At 45.7% G+C, this 17,739-nt stretch carries 31 protein-coding genes; 2 read left to right on the top strand and 29 right to left on the bottom strand.

Features of this window, described 5'->3' with window-relative positions:
- The first annotated feature begins 80 nt into the window (after positions 1 to 80).
- Positions 81 to 650 carry a DUF2780 domain-containing protein gene (locus tag AK966_RS09205; protein WP_099079978.1) on the top strand — a complete coding sequence of 190 codons (570 nt, stop codon included), beginning with the start codon at positions 81 to 83 and terminating at the stop codon, positions 648 to 650.
- Positions 651 to 742: 92 nt separating this feature from the next.
- On the opposite strand, the gene rplQ is transcribed toward AK966_RS09205, so the two are convergent.
- From rplQ to rpmE, 29 genes are all read right to left on the bottom strand, one after another.
- Complete coding sequence (rplQ, locus tag AK966_RS09200) at positions 743 to 1,123, bottom strand: 50S ribosomal protein L17 (RefSeq protein ID WP_005383141.1); 381 nt, start codon at positions 1,121 to 1,123, stop codon at positions 743 to 745.
- A 26-nt stretch (positions 1,124 to 1,149) separates the two neighbouring features.
- Positions 1,150 to 2,142, bottom strand: coding sequence for a DNA-directed RNA polymerase subunit alpha (locus tag AK966_RS09195; protein ID WP_005383143.1), 993 nt, complete (start codon positions 2,140 to 2,142; stop codon positions 1,150 to 1,152).
- Between the two features lie 23 nt (positions 2,143 to 2,165).
- Positions 2,166 to 2,786, bottom strand: coding sequence for a 30S ribosomal protein S4 (gene rpsD, locus AK966_RS09190; protein WP_099079979.1), 621 nt, complete (start codon positions 2,784 to 2,786; stop codon positions 2,166 to 2,168).
- Between the two features lie 27 nt (positions 2,787 to 2,813).
- Positions 2,814 to 3,203 carry a 30S ribosomal protein S11 gene (gene rpsK, locus AK966_RS09185; RefSeq protein WP_001118870.1) on the bottom strand — a complete coding sequence of 130 codons (390 nt, stop codon included), beginning with the start codon at positions 3,201 to 3,203 and terminating at the stop codon, positions 2,814 to 2,816.
- Positions 3,204 to 3,221: 18 nt separating this feature from the next.
- Entirely contained in the window at positions 3,222 to 3,578 is a 357-nt protein-coding gene (rpsM, locus tag AK966_RS09180; RefSeq protein WP_005435100.1) for a 30S ribosomal protein S13, read from the bottom strand.
- 149 nt (positions 3,579 to 3,727) lie between these two features.
- Positions 3,728 to 3,841 carry a 50S ribosomal protein L36 gene (gene rpmJ / locus AK966_RS09175; protein WP_000868186.1) on the bottom strand — a complete coding sequence of 38 codons (114 nt, stop codon included), beginning with the start codon at positions 3,839 to 3,841 and terminating at the stop codon, positions 3,728 to 3,730.
- 38 nt (positions 3,842 to 3,879) lie between these two features.
- On the bottom strand, positions 3,880 to 5,214 hold the full coding sequence (gene secY, locus AK966_RS09170) for a preprotein translocase subunit SecY (RefSeq protein WP_005435093.1): 1,335 nt from the start codon (positions 5,212 to 5,214) through the stop codon (positions 3,880 to 3,882).
- 20 nt (positions 5,215 to 5,234) lie between these two features.
- Complete coding sequence (gene rplO / locus AK966_RS09165) at positions 5,235 to 5,669, bottom strand: 50S ribosomal protein L15 (protein ID WP_099079980.1); 435 nt, start codon at positions 5,667 to 5,669, stop codon at positions 5,235 to 5,237.
- Positions 5,670 to 5,674: 5 nt separating this feature from the next.
- Positions 5,675 to 5,851, bottom strand: coding sequence for a 50S ribosomal protein L30 (rpmD, locus tag AK966_RS09160; protein ID WP_000201159.1), 177 nt, complete (start codon positions 5,849 to 5,851; stop codon positions 5,675 to 5,677).
- A gap of 7 nt (positions 5,852 to 5,858) precedes the next feature.
- The gene (gene rpsE, locus AK966_RS09155) at positions 5,859 to 6,362 is read right to left on the bottom strand and encodes a 30S ribosomal protein S5 (RefSeq protein WP_021708925.1); all 504 of its coding nucleotides are present in this window, start codon (positions 6,360 to 6,362) and stop codon (positions 5,859 to 5,861) included.
- A 14-nt stretch (positions 6,363 to 6,376) separates the two neighbouring features.
- On the bottom strand, positions 6,377 to 6,730 hold the full coding sequence (rplR, locus tag AK966_RS09150) for a 50S ribosomal protein L18 (protein ID WP_021451677.1): 354 nt from the start codon (positions 6,728 to 6,730) through the stop codon (positions 6,377 to 6,379).
- A 9-nt stretch (positions 6,731 to 6,739) separates the two neighbouring features.
- Complete coding sequence (rplF, locus tag AK966_RS09145; RefSeq protein ID WP_099079981.1) at positions 6,740 to 7,273, bottom strand: 50S ribosomal protein L6; 534 nt, start codon at positions 7,271 to 7,273, stop codon at positions 6,740 to 6,742.
- Between the two features lie 12 nt (positions 7,274 to 7,285).
- Positions 7,286 to 7,678: a 30S ribosomal protein S8 gene (gene rpsH, locus AK966_RS09140; RefSeq protein ID WP_005450567.1), complete on the bottom strand. Its 393-nt coding sequence runs from the start codon at positions 7,676 to 7,678 to the stop codon at positions 7,286 to 7,288.
- Between the two features lie 29 nt (positions 7,679 to 7,707).
- Positions 7,708 to 8,013 carry a 30S ribosomal protein S14 gene (gene rpsN / locus AK966_RS09135; protein WP_099079982.1) on the bottom strand — a complete coding sequence of 102 codons (306 nt, stop codon included), beginning with the start codon at positions 8,011 to 8,013 and terminating at the stop codon, positions 7,708 to 7,710.
- A 17-nt stretch (positions 8,014 to 8,030) separates the two neighbouring features.
- The gene (gene rplE / locus AK966_RS09130; protein ID WP_005450569.1) at positions 8,031 to 8,570 is read right to left on the bottom strand and encodes a 50S ribosomal protein L5; all 540 of its coding nucleotides are present in this window, start codon (positions 8,568 to 8,570) and stop codon (positions 8,031 to 8,033) included.
- Positions 8,571 to 8,593: 23 nt separating this feature from the next.
- The gene (gene rplX / locus AK966_RS09125) at positions 8,594 to 8,911 is read right to left on the bottom strand and encodes a 50S ribosomal protein L24 (protein ID WP_005435084.1); all 318 of its coding nucleotides are present in this window, start codon (positions 8,909 to 8,911) and stop codon (positions 8,594 to 8,596) included.
- A 13-nt stretch (positions 8,912 to 8,924) separates the two neighbouring features.
- Positions 8,925 to 9,296 (bottom strand): 50S ribosomal protein L14, encoded by a 372-nt coding sequence (rplN, locus tag AK966_RS09120; protein ID WP_005489425.1) that lies wholly within the window; start codon positions 9,294 to 9,296, stop codon positions 8,925 to 8,927.
- 162 nt (positions 9,297 to 9,458) lie between these two features.
- Positions 9,459 to 9,713, bottom strand: coding sequence for a 30S ribosomal protein S17 (gene rpsQ, locus AK966_RS09115; protein WP_099079983.1), 255 nt, complete (start codon positions 9,711 to 9,713; stop codon positions 9,459 to 9,461).
- On the bottom strand, positions 9,713 to 9,904 hold the full coding sequence (gene rpmC / locus AK966_RS09110) for a 50S ribosomal protein L29 (RefSeq protein WP_004410456.1): 192 nt from the start codon (positions 9,902 to 9,904) through the stop codon (positions 9,713 to 9,715). The genes rpsQ and rpmC overlap by 1 nt, the downstream gene beginning before the upstream one ends.
- Positions 9,904 to 10,314, bottom strand: a complete 411-nt coding sequence (rplP, locus tag AK966_RS09105) for a 50S ribosomal protein L16 (RefSeq protein WP_099079984.1) — start codon at positions 10,312 to 10,314, stop codon at positions 9,904 to 9,906. The genes rpmC and rplP overlap by 1 nt, the downstream gene beginning before the upstream one ends.
- An 11-nt stretch (positions 10,315 to 10,325) precedes the next feature.
- A complete protein-coding gene (rpsC, locus tag AK966_RS09100; RefSeq protein ID WP_099079985.1) occupies positions 10,326 to 11,024 on the bottom strand; it encodes a 30S ribosomal protein S3 in 699 nt (232 codons plus the stop codon).
- An 18-nt stretch (positions 11,025 to 11,042) separates the two neighbouring features.
- Positions 11,043 to 11,375, bottom strand: coding sequence for a 50S ribosomal protein L22 (gene rplV, locus AK966_RS09095; protein ID WP_005528535.1), 333 nt, complete (start codon positions 11,373 to 11,375; stop codon positions 11,043 to 11,045).
- Positions 11,376 to 11,385: 10 nt separating this feature from the next.
- Positions 11,386 to 11,664, bottom strand: a complete 279-nt coding sequence (gene rpsS, locus AK966_RS09090; RefSeq protein WP_011078827.1) for a 30S ribosomal protein S19 — start codon at positions 11,662 to 11,664, stop codon at positions 11,386 to 11,388.
- A gap of 21 nt (positions 11,665 to 11,685) precedes the next feature.
- On the bottom strand, positions 11,686 to 12,510 hold the full coding sequence (rplB, locus tag AK966_RS09085; protein ID WP_099079986.1) for a 50S ribosomal protein L2: 825 nt from the start codon (positions 12,508 to 12,510) through the stop codon (positions 11,686 to 11,688).
- Between the two features lie 15 nt (positions 12,511 to 12,525).
- The gene (gene rplW, locus AK966_RS09080; RefSeq protein WP_004398471.1) at positions 12,526 to 12,828 is read right to left on the bottom strand and encodes a 50S ribosomal protein L23; all 303 of its coding nucleotides are present in this window, start codon (positions 12,826 to 12,828) and stop codon (positions 12,526 to 12,528) included.
- The gene (gene rplD, locus AK966_RS09075) at positions 12,825 to 13,427 is read right to left on the bottom strand and encodes a 50S ribosomal protein L4 (RefSeq protein ID WP_099079987.1); all 603 of its coding nucleotides are present in this window, start codon (positions 13,425 to 13,427) and stop codon (positions 12,825 to 12,827) included. The genes rplW and rplD overlap by 4 nt, the downstream gene beginning before the upstream one ends.
- A gap of 17 nt (positions 13,428 to 13,444) precedes the next feature.
- A complete protein-coding gene (rplC, locus tag AK966_RS09070; protein WP_099079988.1) occupies positions 13,445 to 14,074 on the bottom strand; it encodes a 50S ribosomal protein L3 in 630 nt (209 codons plus the stop codon).
- Positions 14,075 to 14,088: 14 nt separating this feature from the next.
- Positions 14,089 to 14,400, bottom strand: a complete 312-nt coding sequence (rpsJ, locus tag AK966_RS09065; protein ID WP_004410492.1) for a 30S ribosomal protein S10 — start codon at positions 14,398 to 14,400, stop codon at positions 14,089 to 14,091.
- A gap of 459 nt (positions 14,401 to 14,859) precedes the next feature.
- The gene (gene rpmE, locus AK966_RS09060; protein WP_099079989.1) at positions 14,860 to 15,081 is read right to left on the bottom strand and encodes a 50S ribosomal protein L31; all 222 of its coding nucleotides are present in this window, start codon (positions 15,079 to 15,081) and stop codon (positions 14,860 to 14,862) included.
- 286 nt (positions 15,082 to 15,367) lie between these two features.
- Between rpmE and priA the strand changes: the two genes are divergently transcribed.
- A complete protein-coding gene (priA, locus tag AK966_RS09050; protein ID WP_119464016.1) occupies positions 15,368 to 17,572 on the top strand; it encodes a primosomal protein N' in 2,205 nt (734 codons plus the stop codon).
- Positions 17,573 to 17,739: the final 167 nt, after the last annotated feature.

The following is a 17,739-nucleotide window of genomic DNA, read 5'->3' as shown; positions in this document are numbered from 1 at the left end:
TTTTAAAGCGGCACTCCACGTGTCGCTTTTTTTTTGTCTACAATTTATTCGGACTCACTCCCGATTAGTAAGGACAAAGAATGAAAAAACTGAATCTACTTTTAACCTGCCTTATTCTTTCAACACCGGCTTTGGCCGATACGCTCATCCAAGAAACTGAAGGAGAATTGGAAAAAGCCAAGCAAAGCACTGAAGATGTAATGAAAAAAGCGGAAACTGACTCCGATACGTTACTAAAAGATGCGGAAGGAGAAACGGATAAAGCAATGAAAAGTGCCGATGACCTAGTGAAAGGGGTAGAGCTCGAGCACAGTAATCCCATTGCTGAAGCGGTAGGGAAAAAGCTCACTATTTCTACCGACATGGCCGCATCTGGCACTAGTGCTATGCTCGCTTATGCGGAAAGCAAGCTAACAGGGGACAACTTATCCGAATTGAACAAGTTAGTTCCAGGATTGTCAGATCTCACCGATATAAGTCTAACCATGGGCTCTATCGATAGCATGGATAAGGTTAAAAGTGCATTCAGTAACGCAGGCTTAGACGCCTCTCAAGTTGCCGAATTTTCACCGATCATATTAGATTACCTTAAACAGCAAGGAGCAACGAGCAATCTATTGGGTGCACTAAGCTCTCTATGGAGTGAGTGAGACGTTGTATAGATATGTACGTTGACTTTTAAGAGTCAGCGAATACAAAAAAGCCGAGCTGATGCTCGGCTTTTTTTGTTCTTACGAACTGATTACTCAGCAGCTTCTTCAGCCGCTGGGCGATCTACAAGCTCAATGTAAGCCATTGGAGCTTTGTCACCAGCACGGAAGCCAGCTTTTAGGATACGAGTGTAACCGCCCTGACGAGCAGCAAAACGTGGACCTAGTTCGTTAAACAGTTTTGCAACTACTTCGTTATCACGAGTACGTGCAAATGCTAGACGACGGTTAGCAACACTGTCAGTCTTAGCTAGTGTAATCAAAGGCTCAACTACGCGACGTAGCTCTTTTGCTTTTGGCAAAGTAGTCTTGATAACTTCATGACGTACTAGAGAGCTAGCCATGTTGCTGAACATCGCTTTGCGATGTGAGCTGTTGCGGTTGAGTTGACGACCACTCTTACGATGGCGCATGACCTAATCCTTCTAACTAGTATCGATTAATCTTCAGCGATTGATGCAGGTGGCCAGTTTTCTAGGCGCATGCCCAGAGACAGACCACGTGACGCAAGTACGTCTTTAATCTCAGTAAGAGATTTCTTACCAAGGTTAGGCGTTTTAAGTAGCTCAACCTCAGTACGTTGTACTAGATCACCGATGTAGTGAATCGCTTCTGCTTTCAGACAGTTAGCAGAGCGAACTGTTAGTTCAAGATCGTCTACAGGACGCAGTAGGATCGGATCGAATTCTGGCTTCTCTTCCTTCTCCTCAGGTACACGTACATCACGAAGATCTACGAACGCATCCAATTGCTCAGCAAGAATAGTAGCTGCGCGACGGATTGCTTCCTCAGGTTCTAGAGTTCCGTTTGTTTCCATATCGATAACAAGCTTGTCTAAGTCAGTACGCTGCTCTACACGAGCTGCTTCTACAGCGTAGGCAATTTTGTCTACTGGGCTGTAAGTAGCATCTACTAGTAGACGACCGATTGGACGCTCATCTTCTTCGTTATGGATACGCGCAGAAGCTGGAACATAACCACGACCACGTTCTACTTTAATACGCATTGCGATTTCAGCGTTGTCATCCGTTAGATGACAAATAACGTGTTCTGGGTTAGCGATCTCTACATCACCATCATGGGTGATGTCACCTGCAACCACAGGGCCCGAGCCTGATTTGTTCAGCGTAATGAACACTTCATCTTTGCCTTCGGCAACGCGAACAGCCAAACCTTTAAGGTTTAGAAGGATTTCAAGAATATCTTCTTGTACACCTTCTTTCGTGCTGTACTCATGAAGTACGCCTTCAATCTCTACTTCTGTGACTGCACAACCAGGCATAGAAGATAGAAGAATGCGGCGAAGTGCATTACCTAGAGTATGACCAAAGCCACGCTCTAATGGCTCAAGAGTTACTTTTGCGTGAGTCGAGCTGATCTGTTCGATGTCAACTAGACGTGGCTTAAGAAATTCTGTTACAGAACCCTGCATTGTGTCCTCTCTTTAGTTTAACCTTACTTAGAGTAAAGCTCGACGATCAATTGTTCGTTGATGTCAGCTGATAGATCAGAACGCTCAGGCATACGCTTGAATGTACCTTCCATCTTGCCACCATCTACTTCAATCCAAGTTGGTTTTTCACGTTGTTCAGCAACTTCTAGAGCCGCTTTAATACGAGCTTGCTGTTTAGCTTTCTCGCGGATAGATACAACGTCATTAGCCGTTACTTTGAAAGAAGGAACGTTTACAACTTTACCGTTAACTAGGATAGCTTTGTGGCTAACTAGCTGACGTGCTTCTGCGCGAGTTGCGCCAAAGCCCATGCGGTAAACTACGTTATCAAGACGACCTTCAAGAAGCTGAAGTAGGTTTTCACCCGTGTTGCCTTTTAGGCGAGCAGCTTCTTTGTAGTAGTTACGGAATTGTTTTTCTAGAACGCCGTACATACGACGAACTTTTTGCTTCTCACGAAGCTGAACGCCATACTCAGATAGACGACCGCGACGAGCGCCGTGTACACCTGGTGCGTTATCAATTTTACACTTGGTATCGATCGCGCGAACACCAGACTTAAGAAATAAGTCAGTGCCTTCACGACGGCTAAGCTTCAGCTTAGGACCCAAATATCTTGCCATGATTCTTCTCCAATAGTCCTAGAAACGTTATACGCGACGTTTCTTAGGTGGACGACAACCGTTATGAGGGATTGGTGTAGCATCTACAATGTTTGTGATGCGGAAACCAGCTGCGTTCAGTGCGCGAACAGTAGATTCACGACCTGGACCAGGACCCTTAACCATAACTTCCAAGTTCTTTAGACCGTATTCTTTAGCCATTTCAGCACAACGCTCAGCAGCAACCTGTGCAGCGAACGGAGTAGATTTACGAGAACCACGGAAACCAGAACCACCAGCAGTAGCCCAAGCTAGAGCGTTACCTTGACGGTCAGTAATGGTTACGATTGTGTTATTGAAAGAAGCATGGATGTGCGCAACGCCATCTGCAACTTGCTTGCGTACGCGCTTACGAGCGCGAGTTGGTTGTTTAGCCATTGTACTCTACCTTCCCGATTATTTCTTGATCGGCTTACGCGGACCCTTACGGGTGCGAGCGTTGGTTTTAGTACGCTGTCCACGTAGTGGTAGACTGCGACGATGACGAAGACCACGGTAACAGCCAAGGTCCATAAGACGCTTGATGTTCATTGATACTTCACGACGTAGATCACCTTCTACAGTGTATTTAGCTACACCATCACGCAGTTGATCGATCTGCTCTTCAGTTAGTTCACTGATCTTAACATCTTCAGCAATACCCACTTCAGCTAGAATAGCTTGAGAGCGAGTTTTACCGATGCCGTAGATTGACGTTAGTGCAATTACAGCATGTTTTTGATCAGGAATGTTAATGCCGGCTATACGGGCCATTATTCACTCCTAAGTGTTTCTTAAAAAGAATTAGCCGCAGCAAAGCCCGTTATGGATACGCTGCGGAGTGCTACTTCTTTTGCACGCAAAAGGTAGGCCGAGAAATATACTCGACCTATCCTTCATTTTCAAGTAAAAATTTCTGCTAATTAGCCTTGGCGCTGTTTGTGCTTTGGCTCACTGCAAATCACGCGAACAACACCGTTGCGCTTGATTACTTTACAGTTACGGCAGATTTTTTTAACGGAAGCACGAACTTTCATTGCTAAACTCCGTAATTGAAACTGAGTCTACCACCGTATTAACGGCCGTAGCCTTTCAGATTCGCTTTCTTCAACACAGAATCATACTGTTGAGACATCAGATGAGTCTGTACCTGTGCCATAAAGTCCATGATAACAACAACTACGATAAGTAGTGATGTACCGCCGAAGTAGAAACGTACGTTCCACGCGACCATCATAAACTCGGGAATCAGACAGATAAAGGTAATGTACAGTGCACCAGCAAGGGTTAAACGTGTCATCACTTTATCAATGTATTTCGCTGTCTGCTCACCTGGGCGGATGCCGGGTACGAATGCACCTGACTTCTTCAAGTTATCTGCTGTTTCACGCGGGTTGAAAACCAACGCCGTGTAGAAGAAACAGAAGAAAATAATTGCTGCTGCATAAAGCATTACATACAGCGGCTGACCTGGGCTAAGAGCCAAAGACACGTCAGTTAACCAACCGAACGCGCTGCTCTCACCGTTCTGACCAAACCACTGAGCCAGTGTTCCTGGGAACAGGATAATACTTGATGCAAAAATCGCAGGAATAACACCAGCCATATTAATTTTAAGTGGCAAGTGTGAGCTTTGCGCAGCAAATACTTTACGACCTTGTTGACGCTTAGCGTAGTTAACGACGATTCGACGCTGACCACGTTCCATGAAAACAACGAAGTAAATTACTGCAAAAGCTAATACTGCGATTAACAGTAGAAGAAGTACATGCAATTCACCTTGACGCGCTTGCTCGATTGTTTGACCGATTGCTGAAGGCAATCCAGCAACAATACCTGCAAAAATCAGAATGGAAATACCATTACCGATTCCTCGCTCTGTAATTTGTTCACCTAACCACATTAGGAACATGGTACCGGTTACTAAACTTACGGTAGCAATTAGCGTAAACATGGTTTGGTTCATTACAACCAAATTGTCGACCATGTTTGGTAAGCCTGTTGCAATACCAATAGCTTGGAATGTTGCAAGTACAAGCGTGCCGTAGCGTGTATATTGGCTTATCTTACGACGGCCTGCTTCACCCTCTTTTTTGAGTTCCGCTAACGCTGGATGAACTACAGTTAGCAATTGGACAACAATAGAAGCCGAAATATACGGCATGATGCCCAATGCTAATATAGATGCACGCTCAAGAGCACCACCGGAGAACATGTTAAACATTTCTACGATGGTACCTTTTTGCTGTTCGAACAAATCGGCAAGTACAGCAGCGTCAATACCAGGGATCGGCACAAAAGAGCCGGCTCGGAATACTAAAAGTGCACCAATTACGAATAATAAGCGCGACTTTAGTTCACTTAAGCCGCTCTGAGCACTACGAAAATCTTGTCCTGGTTTCTTAGCCATCTGTACCTCGTTCCTCGAGATTATGCCTCGATTTTACCGCCTGCAGCTTCGATTGCAGCTTTAGCGCCTTTAGTCACACGTAGACCTTTAACAGTCACTGCTTTGTTGATTTCACCAGAAAGAACAACTTTAACAAATTCGATGTTCTTAGTGATGATGTTAGCAGCTTTAAGGCTGTTTAGATCAACCACGTCACCAGAAACTTTCGCTAGCTCAGCTAGACGAACTTCAGCAGACACTAGGCTCTTACGAGAAGTGAAACCGAATTTTGGTAGACGTTGTTTCAGAGGCATTTGACCGCCTTCGAAACCTGGACGAACTTTACCGCCAGAACGTGATTTTTGACCTTTGTGACCACGGCCACCAGTTTTACCTAGGCCCGAACCGATACCGCGACCTAGACGCTTAGGAGCGTGCTTAGAACCAGCAGCCGGTGCAAGAGTATTCAAACGCATTCTGATTACTCCTCAACTTTAACCATGTAGTAAACCTTGTTGATCATACCGCGTACGCACGGAGTATCTTCAAGTTCTACTGTGTGGTTGATTTTACGAAGACCTAAACCGCGCAAAGTAGCTTTGTGCTTTGGTAGGCGACCAATTGAGCTTTTAGTTTGAGTTACTTTAATAGTTGCCATGGTGTTCTTACTCCGAAATAGCTTCAACAGTTAGACCACGTTTAGCAGCAACCATTTCTGGTGACTTAACGCTACCTAGTGCATCGATCGTTGCACGAACGATGTTGATAGGGTTCGTAGAACCGTATGCTTTAGATAGTACGTTATGTACGCCAGCAACTTCTAGTACTGCACGCATCGCACCACCTGCGATAACACCAGTACCTTCTGCAGCAGGCTGCATGTAAACTTTAGAGCCCGAGTGGCGACCTTTCACTGGGTGGTGAAGTGTGCCTTCGTTTAGCGCGATAGTAGTCATGTTACGACGCGCTTTTTCCATTGCTTTTTGAATCGCTGCAGGTACTTCACGAGCTTTGCCGTAACCGAAACCTACACGACCGTTACCGTCACCAACTACTGTTAGTGCAGTGAAGCTCATGATTCGACCACCTTTAACCGTTTTAGAAACACGGTTAACTGCGATTAGCTTTTCTTGCAAATCATTCGCTTGAACTTGTTGTTCTTTAGCCATCTTCCAACCCTACCTTAGAATTTCAGACCAGCTTCGCGAGCAGATTCTGCTAGCGCCGCCACTCGACCGTGGTATTGGAAACCAGAACGATCAAATGCAACTGCAGTTACGCCTTTTTCAAGAGCGCGTTCTGCAACAGCTTTACCTACTGCTTTTGCTGCATCGATGTTACCAGTGTATTTCACTTGCTCACGGATCGCTTTTTCTACAGTAGAAGCTGCTGCGATAACCTCAGAGCCGTTAGCCGCGATAACCTGTGCGTACACGTGACGAGGAGTACGGTGTACAACTAGGCGAGTCGCACCCAGTTCTGCAATCTTACGACGTGCACGTGTAGCACGACGGATGCGAGATGCTTTCTTATCCATAGTGTTACCTTACTTCTTCTTAGCTTCTTTAGTACGCACATTTTCATCTGCGTAACGAACACCTTTACCTTTGTAAGGCTCAGGTTGACGGTAAGAACGAATGTCAGCTGCAACTTGACCAACTAGTTGCTTATCACAACCAGTAATAACGATCTCAGTTTGAGTTGGACATTCTGCTTTAATACCCGCTGGCAGTTCATGCTCAACTGGGTGTGAGAAGCCTAGTGTTAGACCTACAGCGTTGCCTTTGATAGCAGCACGGTAACCAACACCTTTAAGTGTTAGCTTCTTAGTAAAGCCTTCAGTAACACCAACAACCATGTTGTTTACAAGTGCACGTGCAGTACCTGCTTGTGCCCATGCGTTAACAACACCTTCTTTAGGACCGAAAGTTAGGTTGTTTTCTTCCTGAGCGATAACAACCGCGTTGTTAAGAACGCGAGTCAGTTCGCCTTTAGCACCTTTTACAGTGATTTCTTGGCCGTTTAGTTTCACCTCTACGCCAGCTGGAATAGCGACAGGTGCTTTTGCAACACGAGACATAGTCTACTCCTATTAAGCTACGTAACAGATGATTTCACCGCCAAGACCTGCTTTACGCGCAGCGCGGTCTGACATCAGACCCTTGGAAGTAGAAACGATAGCAATACCAAGACCACCCATTACAGAAGGAAGTTGATCTTTCTTCTTGTAAACACGTAGACCTGGACGAGAAACACGTTTAAGTTGCTCGATTACTGGTTTAGCTTGGAAGTACTTAAGTGTAACTTCTAGCTCAGGTTTTGCTTCGCCTTCAACAGCGAAGTCAACGATGTAACCTTCAGCTTTTAGTAGTGCAGCGATTGCAACTTTAAGCTTTGAAGAAGGCATTTTAACAGCAACTTTGTTTGCTGCCTGACCGTTACGAACGCGGGTCAGCATATCCGAAATCGGATCTTGCATGCTCATATGATTTACTCCAAATGATTAAGTGGCAATTACCAGCTAGCCTTACGAAGACCCGGAATCTCGCCTTTCATGCAAGCTTCACGAACCTTAATACGGCTTAGACCGAACTTACGTAGGTAACCGTGTGGACGACCAGTTTGGTTGCAACGGTTGCGCTGACGTGATGCACTTGAATCACGTGGAAGAGATTGCAGTGTAAGAACTGCGTTCCAACGATCTTCTTCAGATGCGTTTACATCGCTGATGATAGCTTTTAGCGTTGCGCGCTTTTCAGCGAACTTAGCTACTAGCTGTGCACGTTTAGCTTCACGTGCTTTCATTGATTGTTTAGCCATAACAGTAACCCTTCACCTTACTTACGGAATGGGAAGTTAAAGGCAGCCAGCAGAGCACGGCCTTCCTCATCAGTACCAGCAGACGTCGTAATAGTGATGTCTAAACCGCGTACACGATCAACTTTATCAAAGTCGATTTCCGGGAAGATGATTTGCTCGCGAACGCCCATGCTGTAGTTACCGCGTCCGTCAAAAGACTTAGCGCTAACACCACGGAAGTCACGTACTCGTGGAAGAGCGATCGAAATTAGACGCTCAAGAAAATCCCACATACGTTCGCCACGCAAGGTTACTTTACAACCGATAGGGTAGCCTTCACGGATTTTGAAACCAGCAACAGATTTACGCGCTTTAGTGATAAGTGGCTTTTGACCAGAGATCGTTGCCATATCAGCAGCTGCGTTTTCTAGCAGTTTCTTATCGTTGATTGCTTCACCAACACCCATGTTTAGGGTGATTTTCTCGATTCTAGGGACTTGCATGACGCTTGTGTAGCTAAACTGTTTGGTCAGTTCAGCGACTACAGACGACTTGTAGTAATCATGCAGTTTCGCCATAGTAGAACTCCAAATTACTTCTATTAGTTAGAAACGATTTCGTTGTTAGATTTAAAGAAACGAACTTTCTTACCATCTTCAAAACGGAAACCGATACGGTCAGCTTTACCAGTAGCTGCGTTAAAGATCGCCACGTTAGATACGTCGATCGCTGCTTCTTGCTCTACGATACCGCCTTGGATACCTAGTGCTGGAACAGGTTTCTGATGTTTCTTAACAAGGTTGATGCCTTCAACGATAACTTTACCAGTTGCTAGGACCTTAGTTACTTTACCTTTCTTGCCTTTGTCTTTACCAGCAAGAACGATTACTTCGTCATTACGACGGATTTTAGCTGCCATTTCTACGTGCTCCTTACAGAACTTCTGGAGCCAGTGAAACGATCTTCATGAACTTATCGCCACGAAGTTCGCGTGTCACAGGACCAAAGATACGTGTACCGATTGGTTGCTCAGTAGTGTTATTCAACAGTACGCAAGCATTTCGGTCGAAGCGAATGACAGAACCGTCAGGACGACGTACGCCTTTACGGGTGCGCACTACAACCGCCTTCATAACGTCACCTTTCTTAACTTTACCGCGAGGAATTGCTTCCTTAACAGTAACTTTGATGACGTCACCGATATGTGCATAACGGCGGTGTGAGCCACCCAGAACCTTAATACACATTACGCTGCGTGCGCCTGAGTTATCAGCTGCGTCCAGCATACTTTGCATTTGGATCATGTTAGTGCTCCGCTAAATATTAATAACTAGACCCATCACGGGTCGGGCTGCCTCTTTATAAGGGACGCGAATTGTACCACCCTTTTTCGTGATTGGGTAGTCAAAAAATAAACGGCTCCAAAAAAAATTTTGGAGCCGTTTTCTATCATAGACTAAAGAAGATTACATCTTCGCTTTTTCTACGACTTTCACCAAAGTCCAAGACTTAGTCTTAGACAGTGGACGACACTCAGCGATTTCAACTGTGTCGCCTAGGCCACACTCATTGTTTTCGTCGTGTGCGTGTACTTTAGTTGTGCGTTTTACGAACTTACCGTAAATTGGGTGTTTTACGAAACGTTCGATAGCAACTACGATAGACTTGTCCATCTTGTCGCTAACTACACGACCTTGTTGAGTACGTTTTACTTCGCTCATTATGCGCCTGCCTTCTCAGTCAAAACAGTTTTCACACGTGCGATATCACGGCGTACAGCTTTCAGAGTATGAGTTTGCTGTAGTTGACCAGTCGCTGCTTGCATGCGCAAGTTGAACTGTTCACGTAGCAAATTCAATAGCTCAGCGTTAAGCTCTTCAACGCTTTTTTCGCGTAGATCTTGTGCTTTCATCACATCACCTGCTTAATTACAAATGTAGTCTTGAATGGCAGTTTACGTGCCGCTAGGCGGAACGCTTCACGAGCCAATTCTTCAGGTACACCACCCATTTCGTACATAACCTTACCAGGTTGGATTTGGGCTACCCAGTACTCAACGTTACCTTTACCCTTACCTTGACGAACTTCAAGTGGTTTTTCTGTGATAGGCTTGTCTGGGAACACACGGATCCAGATTTTACCTTGACGCTTAACGTGACGTGTCATTGCACGACGTGCCGCTTCGATTTGACGAGCAGTTAGACGGCCACGGCCAACAGCTTTAAGACCGAATTCGCCGAAGCTTACATCAGTACCTTTAGCTAGACCACGGTTACGACCTGTCTGAACCTTACGGAACTTAGTACGTTTAGGTTGTAGCATCTGTCGACTCCTTACTTACGGCCTTTACGCTGCTTCTTAGGCTTATCAGCCTTAGGCTCTACAGCGTTAGCTGCTGGCATACCACCTAGGATCTCACCTTTGAAGATCCAAGTTTTAATGCCGATCACACCGTATTGAGTGTGAGCCGAAGAAGTTGCGTAATCAATGTCAGCACGTAGAGTGTGTAGAGGCACACGGCCTTCACGGTACCACTCAGAACGTGCAATTTCAGCGCCGCCTAGACGACCGCTTACTTCCACTTTGATGCCTTTAGCACCTAGACGCATTGCGTTTTGTACCGCGCGCTTCATAGCACGACGGAACATAACACGACGCTCTAGCTGAGACGCGATGCTATCACCAACAAGCTGAGCATCTAGCTCAGGCTTGCGTACTTCAGCGATATTGATTTGCGCTGGTACGCCTGCAATTTTCGCTACAGCTGCGCGTAGTTTCTCAACGTCTTCACCTTTCTTACCGATTACAACGCCAGGACGAGCAGTGTGAATAGTCACACGGATGCTCTTAGCTGGACGTTCGATAACGATACGTGAAAGAGATGCTTTTTGTAGTTCCTTAGTTAGGAACTGACGTACCTTGAAGTCGCCGTCTAGGTTGTCAGCGAAATCTTTGGTGTTAGCAAACCATGTAGCATTCCAAGGCTTAACGATGCCTAGACGAATACCATTAGGATGTACTTTTTGACCCATTGCTTACTCTCCTAGTCTCTAGCGATCTGCTACAACAACAGTGATGTGGCTTGAACGCTTCAAGATACGATCCGCACGACCTTTAGCACGAGGCATAATACGCTTCATGGTTGGGCCTTCATCTACAAAGATTTTTGCGACATTCAGATCGTCAATATCTGCACCTTCGTTGTGCTCCGCGTTAGCGATAGCAGACTCTAGAACTTTCTTAACTAGTACAGCAGCTTTTTTGTTGCTGAACGTTAGGATTTCTAGAGCTTGGTCAACAGATTTACCACGGATTAGATCCGCAACTAAGCGAGCTTTCTGAGGCGAAATGCGAGCAAAGTTATGTTTAGCAATAGCTTCCATTATTTACTCCTTAACGCTTCTTAGCTTTCTTATCCGCAGCGTGGCCGCGGTAAGTGCGAGTTGGTGCGAATTCACCCAGTTTGTGACCGATCATTTCTTCGGTAACGAAAACTGGAACGTGCTGACGACCATTATGGACAGCGATGGTCAAACCGATCATCGTAGGGATGATCATTGAACGACGGGACCAAGTCTTAAGTGGCTTTTTGTCTCCGCTTTCCACCGCTTTCTCTACCTTCTTCAGCAAGTGTAGGTCAATAAAAGGACCTTTCTTGAGAGAACGTGGCATGGCGATTCCTCTTTATATAGATTACTTGTTACGACGACGTACGATGTACTTGTCAGTGCGTTTGTTCTTACGAGTCTTGAAGCCTTTAGTAGGCATACCCCATGGTGATACTGGGTGACGACCGCCAGATGTGCGACCTTCACCACCACCGTGTGGGTGATCAACCGGGTTCATTACTACACCACGTACGGTTGGACGTACGCCGCGCCAGCGTGAAGCACCAGCTTTACCAAGTTCACGTAGCATGTGCTCAGAGTTACCAACTTCACCGATCGTTGCACGACCTTCAGAAAGAACTTTGCGCATCTCGCCAGAACGTAGACGGATAGTTACGTACGCACCGTCGCGAGCAACGATTTGAGCGTAAGCACCAGCCGAACGAGCTAGCTGACCACCTTTACCAGGCTTAAGTTCAACGTTGTGTACAGTTGAACCTACTGGGATGTTACGCATTGGTAGAGTGTTACCAGCTTTAATAGCTGCATCTACGCCTGACTGGATAACATCACCAGCTTTTAGACCTTTAGGTGCTAGGATGTAGCGACGCTCACCGTCTTTGTAAAGAACTAGAGCAATGTTTGCGCTACGGTTTGGATCGTATTCTAGACGCTCAACTGTCGCTGGGATACCGTCTTTAGTACGTTTGAAGTCAACTACACGGTAGTGGTGCTTGTGACCACCGCCGATGTGACGTACTGTGATACGACCGTTGTTGTTACGACCGCCATTCTTAGAGTTTTTCTCTAGAAGTGGTGCGTATGGCTTACCCTTGTGTAGGTCAGCGTTAACAACTTTAACAACGTGACGACGACCAGGGGAAGTCGGCTTACATTTAACAATAGCCATTCTTAACTACTCCTGTTATTCCGCGCCGCCAACAAAGTCAAGATCTTGACCTTCTTTCAAAGTAACGTACGCTTTCTTAACGTCGCTGCGGCGACCTTGGCGTAGACCTTGACGTTTGGTCTTACCCTTAGTGATAAGAGTATTTACAGACTTAACTTCAACTTCAAATAGCTTTTCTACAGCTGCTTTGATCTCTTTCTTAGTTGCATCTTTAGCTACTTTGAAAACGATAGTGTTCGCTTTCTCAGCTGCCATAGTTGCTTTTTCAGAGATGTGCGGAGCACGTAGAACTTTTAGGATACGCTCTTCAGTGATCATGCTAGCATCTCCTCAACTTGCTTAACTGCTTCAGCAGTCATTACAACTTTGTCGAACGCGATCAGTGAAACTGGGTCGATACCAGCAACATCACGAGCGTCAACTTTGTATAGGTTACGAGCTGCTAGGAATAGATTCTCATCTACTTCGCTAGTCACGATAAGCGCGTCAGTTAGCTCAAGCTCTTTTAGCTTAGCTACAAGCTCTTTAGTTTTTGGTGCTTCTACTGAGAAGTTATCAACAACGATTAGACGCTCTTGACGAACTAGCTCAGAAAGAATGCTCTTCATAGCACCACGGTACATTTTTTTGTTTACTTTTTGGCTGTGATCTTGTGGTTTCGCAGCAAAAGTAACACCACCTGTACGCCAGATCGGGCTACGAATTGTACCAGCACGTGCACGGCCAGTACCTTTTTGACGCCATGGCTTAGCGCCACCGCCAGAAACTTCTGAACGTGTTTTTTGAGCACGAGTACCTTGACGAGCACCTGCTGCGTACGCAACAACTACTTGGTGTACAAGAGCTTCGTTAAACTCACGTCCGAAAGTAGCTTCGGAAACAGTTAGTGCATCAGCACCTTTAACCATTAATTCCATTACTTACTCCTGAGACGTTATGCTTTAACAGCTGGTTTAACGATCACGTTGCCACCTGTTGAGCCCGGTACTGCACCTTTAATAAGAAGCAGATTGCGCTCAGCGTCAACACGTACGATCTCTAGGTTTTGAGTCGTTACACGCTCAGCACCCATGTGACCTGCCATTTTCTTGCCTTTAAATACGCGACCTGGAGTTTGACATTGGCCAATTGAACCCGGTGCACGGTGAGACAATGAGTTACCGTGAGTCATATCTTGAGTACGGAAGTTCCAACGCTTAACAGCGCCTTGGAAGCCCTTACCTTTAGATGTACCAGTAACGTCTACTTTCTTAGTTTCGTTGAATAGTTCAACAGTTAGTTCAGCACCAACTTCGAACTCTTCACCGTTTTCCAAACGGAATTCCCAAAGACCGCGACCAGCTTCAACACCTGCTTTAGCAAAGTGACCTGCTTCTGGTTTAGTAACACGGTTAGCTTTCTTAGAACCAGTAGTAACCTGGATTGCTGCGTAGCCATCTGTCTCAAGAGTTTTAACTTGAGAAACACGGTTAGCTTCAACCTCAACAACTGTTACTGGGATAGAAACGCCTTCTTCAGTAAATACGCGGGTCATGCCCACTTTACGACCGATTAGACCAATCATTCTTCTAATCTCCCTTAACCTAGGCTAATTTGAACGTCAACGCCCGCAGCAAGGTCTAGACGCATTAGAGCATCAACAGTTTTGTCTGTTGGCTCAACGATGTCGATTAGACGCTTGTGAGTACGAATTTCGTACTGGTCACGTGCTTTCTTGTTAACGTGTGGAGAGATAAGAACTGTGAAACGCTCTTTACGAGTAGGTAGTGGGATTGGACCACGAACCTGTGCGCCAGTGCGCTTAGCTGTTTCAACGATTTCCGCTGTAGAAGCGTCGATTAGTTTGTAATCGAAAGCTTTTAGGCGGATACGGATACGTTGGTTCTGCATGAGACAGAGCTCCAATATTAAAAATTACACAAACAATATCGCCACTCAAACTCGTCAAGACGAGAGAATGCCGATTGATTTATGTGAAACCGTAGCATCCAAGATTAGGACGCATTGTCAGTTAATTTTCGATTAACTATCCCTATATGTCAGAGTCACCTCTGGGAACAGTTTTTCCGAAGAAAAGATAGCTAATTGTATTAACCGCGAACATAAGCTGAGTCTACATTACCTTACAAATCACGAAGATTTGCTCGCTCCTCACTGCTCATTGGTTCACAACTGGCTTAACCAGTGCGAGGCATTATACAGATCACATTTTAGGATGCAATAGCCGAACGAAAAATAATCGAATAAATTTCATACAATCAGTTTGCATCAAAAGTGTCCGTTTACCTCATAAACAAAAAGGACGCCGAAGCGTCCTTTTCTAAACTGTAATCATAATAGCGTCTGCTATTATTTCTTACCGCTTGATAGTGCGCCGAAACGCTTGTTGAAGCGATCAACACGGCCGCCTGTATCAACGATACGTTGCTTACCAGTGTAGAATGGGTGGCACTTGTCACATACGTCTAGGTGAATAGATTCTTTCGCTAGAGTAGTGTTGAACTCAAAAGAGTTGCCGCAAGAACAAGTAGCAGTTACTGCTTTGTATTCTGGGTGGATACCAGCTTTCATGGGATAACCTCAATAGTAGGCCGTGTCGCTATACGAATCTATGCCGCACACCACACGTAATTAATAATAAAATGCGATACCGCATCGACGCATTGTCGAAGCCATATCTCAAGGCGCAGTATAGTAATGAATCGCCCCTCTCGGATCAATACATTTGGTGACTTTTTTGCTACTTTTTTCGCCAACCATCGCACTGACCAGACTTTCTATTGCAATGGAGTGGCTTTACTCAGATTGCCAAGCGCGGTTTAATACCTTTCTCTCTCTTTTATATAGTTAGTAACCTATGCGCCCATCCATCGCCAGAGTGGCCCTACCCGTCCCGCTCGACAAACAGTTTGATTATGTTATCCCTGGCCATCTGTTTCCGATCATTGGCGGTCGCGTCTCTGTGCCTTTCGGTCGCCAGACTTTAGTGGGTATAGTGACAGCAATGGTGAACCACTCTGACTTTACTAAAGAGCAACTCAAACCGATCAAAGCAGTATTAGACTCTCAACCCGTATGGTCAGAGAAGCTCTACTCCTTACTCAATTGGTGCAGTACTTTCTATCAATACCCACTTGGAGAGACACTACACAACGCCATGCCGGCCGCGCTAAGAAAAGGCAAGCCAGCTGACTTCGCCACACTACAAGAATGGCAAATTACCGAAGCGGGTAAGAATAAGCTCATGCAGGGGCTTGACCGTCGTGCGGTAAAGCAACAACGTGCATTGCAGGCGTTGATCAACGGTGCCGTTCCACATCAAGAGTTGCTTGATCAAGAGATAGCCTCGACGGTGCTTAAGTCACTAGAAGAGAAAGGTTGGGTTGAACGTATAGAGAAGAAGCCGAGCATCGGTAAATGGGGGCAGCAAGTCGAGGCTGAGGTTGAAAAACCGAAACTTAACCATGAACAAGCACTCGCCATTGCCAGTGTAAATAGCCAAACCGGATTCGCCTGCTATTTGTTAGAAGGCGTCACGGGGTCAGGTAAAACTGAGGTCTATCTCAACCTAATAAAGCCAGTGCTCGAAAAGGGAAAACAAGCATTAATATTAGTGCCAGAGATTGGCTTAACACCGCAAACCATCAATCGCTTTAAGCATCGCTTCAAAGTACCTGTTGATGTTATCCACTCTGGACTGAACGAAACCGAACGCTTAAACGCTTGGCTATCGGCACGAGACAAAGCCGCAGGCATTATTATTGGCACTCGCTCTGCCCTACTTGCTCCTTTTGCTGACCTCGGCATTATTATTGTCGATGAAGAGCACGATGCGTCCTACAAGCAGCAAGACAGTTTGCGCTATCACGCCCGTGACGTTGCGGTGATGCGCGCGCACAAAGAGCAAGTACCTATCGTACTAGGCTCTGCTACCCCTGCACTCGAGACGCTTCATAATGCGCTTTCAGGTAAGTATCACCATTTAACACTGACACAACGTGCAGGTTCTGCTGTGCCAACAACCAATAAAGTGCTCGATGTTAAAGGGCTGTATTTAGAGAGTGGCCTATCCGCGCCCTTGATTGCAGAAATGCGTAAACATCTAAAAGCAGGCAATCAGGTGATGCTGTTCCTAAACCGAAGAGGTTTTTCTCCGGCATTGATGTGTCATGAGTGTGGCTGGATCGCCGAGTGTAAACGCTGTGATGCTTACTATACCTTCCATCAATATAGTAATGAGATTCGCTGTCACCACTGCGGCTCACAGCAACCCATAATCCATCAGTGTCAAGGGTGTGGTTCAACACAACTGGTCACCGTTGGCGTTGGTACTGAACAGTTAGAACAACAACTGGCGCAGCTATTCCCTGAATACAAAGCAATACGAATTGATAGAGACAGCACGCGCCGCAAAGGCAGCTTGGAAGATGCATTAACGTCCATTCGCAAAGGTGAGTATCAAATATTGATTGGCACTCAGATGCTTGCCAAAGGACACCACTTCCCGAACGTTACATTAGTCGCGTTGCTTGATATCGATGGTTCTCTATATAGCAGTGATTTTCGCGCGTCTGAGCGCTTGGCTCAGTTATTTATTCAAGTGGCCGGGCGTGCTGGGCGTGCAAGTAAGCCAGGTGAAGTCGTTTTGCAAACGCATCACCCCGAACACAGCTTACTCCAAGCCTTGTTACACAAAGACTACCGACACTTTGCGATGACAGCATTAGAAGAACGCAAATTGGCTCAGCTCCCTCCTTATAGCTACCTAACATTATTTAAGGCAGAAGCGAACCACAGTGAGTTGGTCGAAGATTTTCTGCGTCAGGTTCGCTTTACATTAGAGTCGCATCCCTTATTTGATGACAACTGTATGGTATTAGGGCCGACACCTTCGCCTTTAGCCAAGCGTGCGGGGAAATATCGTTGGCAACTATTGCTGCAAACTCAGCATCGTTCATTAATGCAAAAGTTATTAACCAGTACAAAACCTGCTATTGATTTGTTGCCGAATGCTAAGAAAGTACGCTGGAACTTAGACATTGAACCACAAGATCTCAGTTAGCAAACGTTTAACCATGTAATGAATTACCCCTTAACGTGAGTTGCATCACAATAAGAATGCGAGTTTTGTTAAACAGACCGTAACTTTCCCTCTAGAAATGAATAGACTATTCAAATAAGCAAAGTCTAACGTGAGTCAATCACATAGACTGATATTAAAACAACGAC

Origin of the sequence: Vibrio sp. PID23_8 (assembly GCF_003584965.1) — a bacterium.
Classification (GTDB): domain Bacteria; phylum Pseudomonadota; class Gammaproteobacteria; order Enterobacterales; family Vibrionaceae; genus Vibrio.
Note: the sequence above shows the minus strand (reverse complement) of the source record. Positions and strands in the feature narration are given on the sequence as shown.

What these genes read in the sequence shown, in the direction of transcription:
- AK966_RS09205 (WP_099079978.1), top strand. Translation starts at nt 81, where the DNA reads ATGAAAAAACTGAATCTACTTTTAACCTGCCTTATTCTTTCAACACCG.
- rplQ (WP_005383141.1), bottom strand. Translation starts at nt 1,123, where the DNA reads ATGCGCCATCGTAAGAGTGGTCGTCAACTCAACCGCAACAGCTCACAT.
- AK966_RS09195 (WP_005383143.1), bottom strand. Translation starts at nt 2,142, where the DNA reads ATGCAGGGTTCTGTAACAGAATTTCTTAAGCCACGTCTAGTTGACATC.
- rpsD (WP_099079979.1), bottom strand. Translation starts at nt 2,786, where the DNA reads ATGGCAAGATATTTGGGTCCTAAGCTGAAGCTTAGCCGTCGTGAAGGC.
- rpsK (WP_001118870.1), bottom strand. Translation starts at nt 3,203, where the DNA reads ATGGCTAAACAACCAACTCGCGCTCGTAAGCGCGTACGCAAGCAAGTT.
- rpsM (WP_005435100.1), bottom strand. Translation starts at nt 3,578, where the DNA reads ATGGCCCGTATAGCCGGCATTAACATTCCTGATCAAAAACATGCTGTA.
- rpmJ (WP_000868186.1), bottom strand. Translation starts at nt 3,841, where the DNA reads ATGAAAGTTCGTGCTTCCGTTAAAAAAATCTGCCGTAACTGTAAAGTA.
- secY (WP_005435093.1), bottom strand. Translation starts at nt 5,214, where the DNA reads ATGGCTAAGAAACCAGGACAAGATTTTCGTAGTGCTCAGAGCGGCTTA.
- rplO (WP_099079980.1), bottom strand. Translation starts at nt 5,669, where the DNA reads ATGCGTTTGAATACTCTTGCACCGGCTGCTGGTTCTAAGCACGCTCCT.
- rpmD (WP_000201159.1), bottom strand. Translation starts at nt 5,851, where the DNA reads ATGGCAACTATTAAAGTAACTCAAACTAAAAGCTCAATTGGTCGCCTA.
- rpsE (WP_021708925.1), bottom strand. Translation starts at nt 6,362, where the DNA reads ATGGCTAAAGAACAACAAGTTCAAGCGAATGATTTGCAAGAAAAGCTA.
- rplR (WP_021451677.1), bottom strand. Translation starts at nt 6,730, where the DNA reads ATGGATAAGAAAGCATCTCGCATCCGTCGTGCTACACGTGCACGTCGT.
- rplF (WP_099079981.1), bottom strand. Translation starts at nt 7,273, where the DNA reads ATGTCTCGTGTTGCAAAAGCACCTGTCGCTATTCCAGCTGGCGTAGAG.
- rpsH (WP_005450567.1), bottom strand. Translation starts at nt 7,678, where the DNA reads ATGAGCATGCAAGATCCGATTTCGGATATGCTGACCCGCGTTCGTAAC.
- rpsN (WP_099079982.1), bottom strand. Translation starts at nt 8,013, where the DNA reads ATGGCTAAACAATCAATGAAAGCACGTGAAGCTAAACGTGCACAGCTA.
- rplE (WP_005450569.1), bottom strand. Translation starts at nt 8,570, where the DNA reads ATGGCGAAACTGCATGATTACTACAAGTCGTCTGTAGTCGCTGAACTG.
- rplX (WP_005435084.1), bottom strand. Translation starts at nt 8,911, where the DNA reads ATGGCAGCTAAAATCCGTCGTAATGACGAAGTAATCGTTCTTGCTGGT.
- rplN (WP_005489425.1), bottom strand. Translation starts at nt 9,296, where the DNA reads ATGATCCAAATGCAAAGTATGCTGGACGCAGCTGATAACTCAGGCGCA.
- rpsQ (WP_099079983.1), bottom strand. Translation starts at nt 9,713, where the DNA reads ATGAGCGAAGTAAAACGTACTCAACAAGGTCGTGTAGTTAGCGACAAG.
- rpmC (WP_004410456.1), bottom strand. Translation starts at nt 9,904, where the DNA reads ATGAAAGCACAAGATCTACGCGAAAAAAGCGTTGAAGAGCTTAACGCT.
- rplP (WP_099079984.1), bottom strand. Translation starts at nt 10,314, where the DNA reads ATGCTACAACCTAAACGTACTAAGTTCCGTAAGGTTCAGACAGGTCGT.
- rpsC (WP_099079985.1), bottom strand. Translation starts at nt 11,024, where the DNA reads ATGGGTCAAAAAGTACATCCTAATGGTATTCGTCTAGGCATCGTTAAG.
- rplV (WP_005528535.1), bottom strand. Translation starts at nt 11,375, where the DNA reads ATGGAAGCTATTGCTAAACATAACTTTGCTCGCATTTCGCCTCAGAAA.
- rpsS (WP_011078827.1), bottom strand. Translation starts at nt 11,664, where the DNA reads ATGCCACGTTCTCTCAAGAAAGGTCCTTTTATTGACCTACACTTGCTG.
- rplB (WP_099079986.1), bottom strand. Translation starts at nt 12,510, where the DNA reads ATGGCTATTGTTAAATGTAAGCCGACTTCCCCTGGTCGTCGTCACGTT.
- rplW (WP_004398471.1), bottom strand. Translation starts at nt 12,828, where the DNA reads ATGATCACTGAAGAGCGTATCCTAAAAGTTCTACGTGCTCCGCACATC.
- rplD (WP_099079987.1), bottom strand. Translation starts at nt 13,427, where the DNA reads ATGGAATTAATGGTTAAAGGTGCTGATGCACTAACTGTTTCCGAAGCT.
- rplC (WP_099079988.1), bottom strand. Translation starts at nt 14,074, where the DNA reads ATGATTGGTCTAATCGGTCGTAAAGTGGGCATGACCCGCGTATTTACT.
- rpsJ (WP_004410492.1), bottom strand. Translation starts at nt 14,400, where the DNA reads ATGCAGAACCAACGTATCCGTATCCGCCTAAAAGCTTTCGATTACAAA.
- rpmE (WP_099079989.1), bottom strand. Translation starts at nt 15,081, where the DNA reads ATGAAAGCTGGTATCCACCCAGAATACAAAGCAGTAACTGCTACTTGT.
- priA (WP_119464016.1), top strand. Translation starts at nt 15,368, where the DNA reads ATGCGCCCATCCATCGCCAGAGTGGCCCTACCCGTCCCGCTCGACAAA.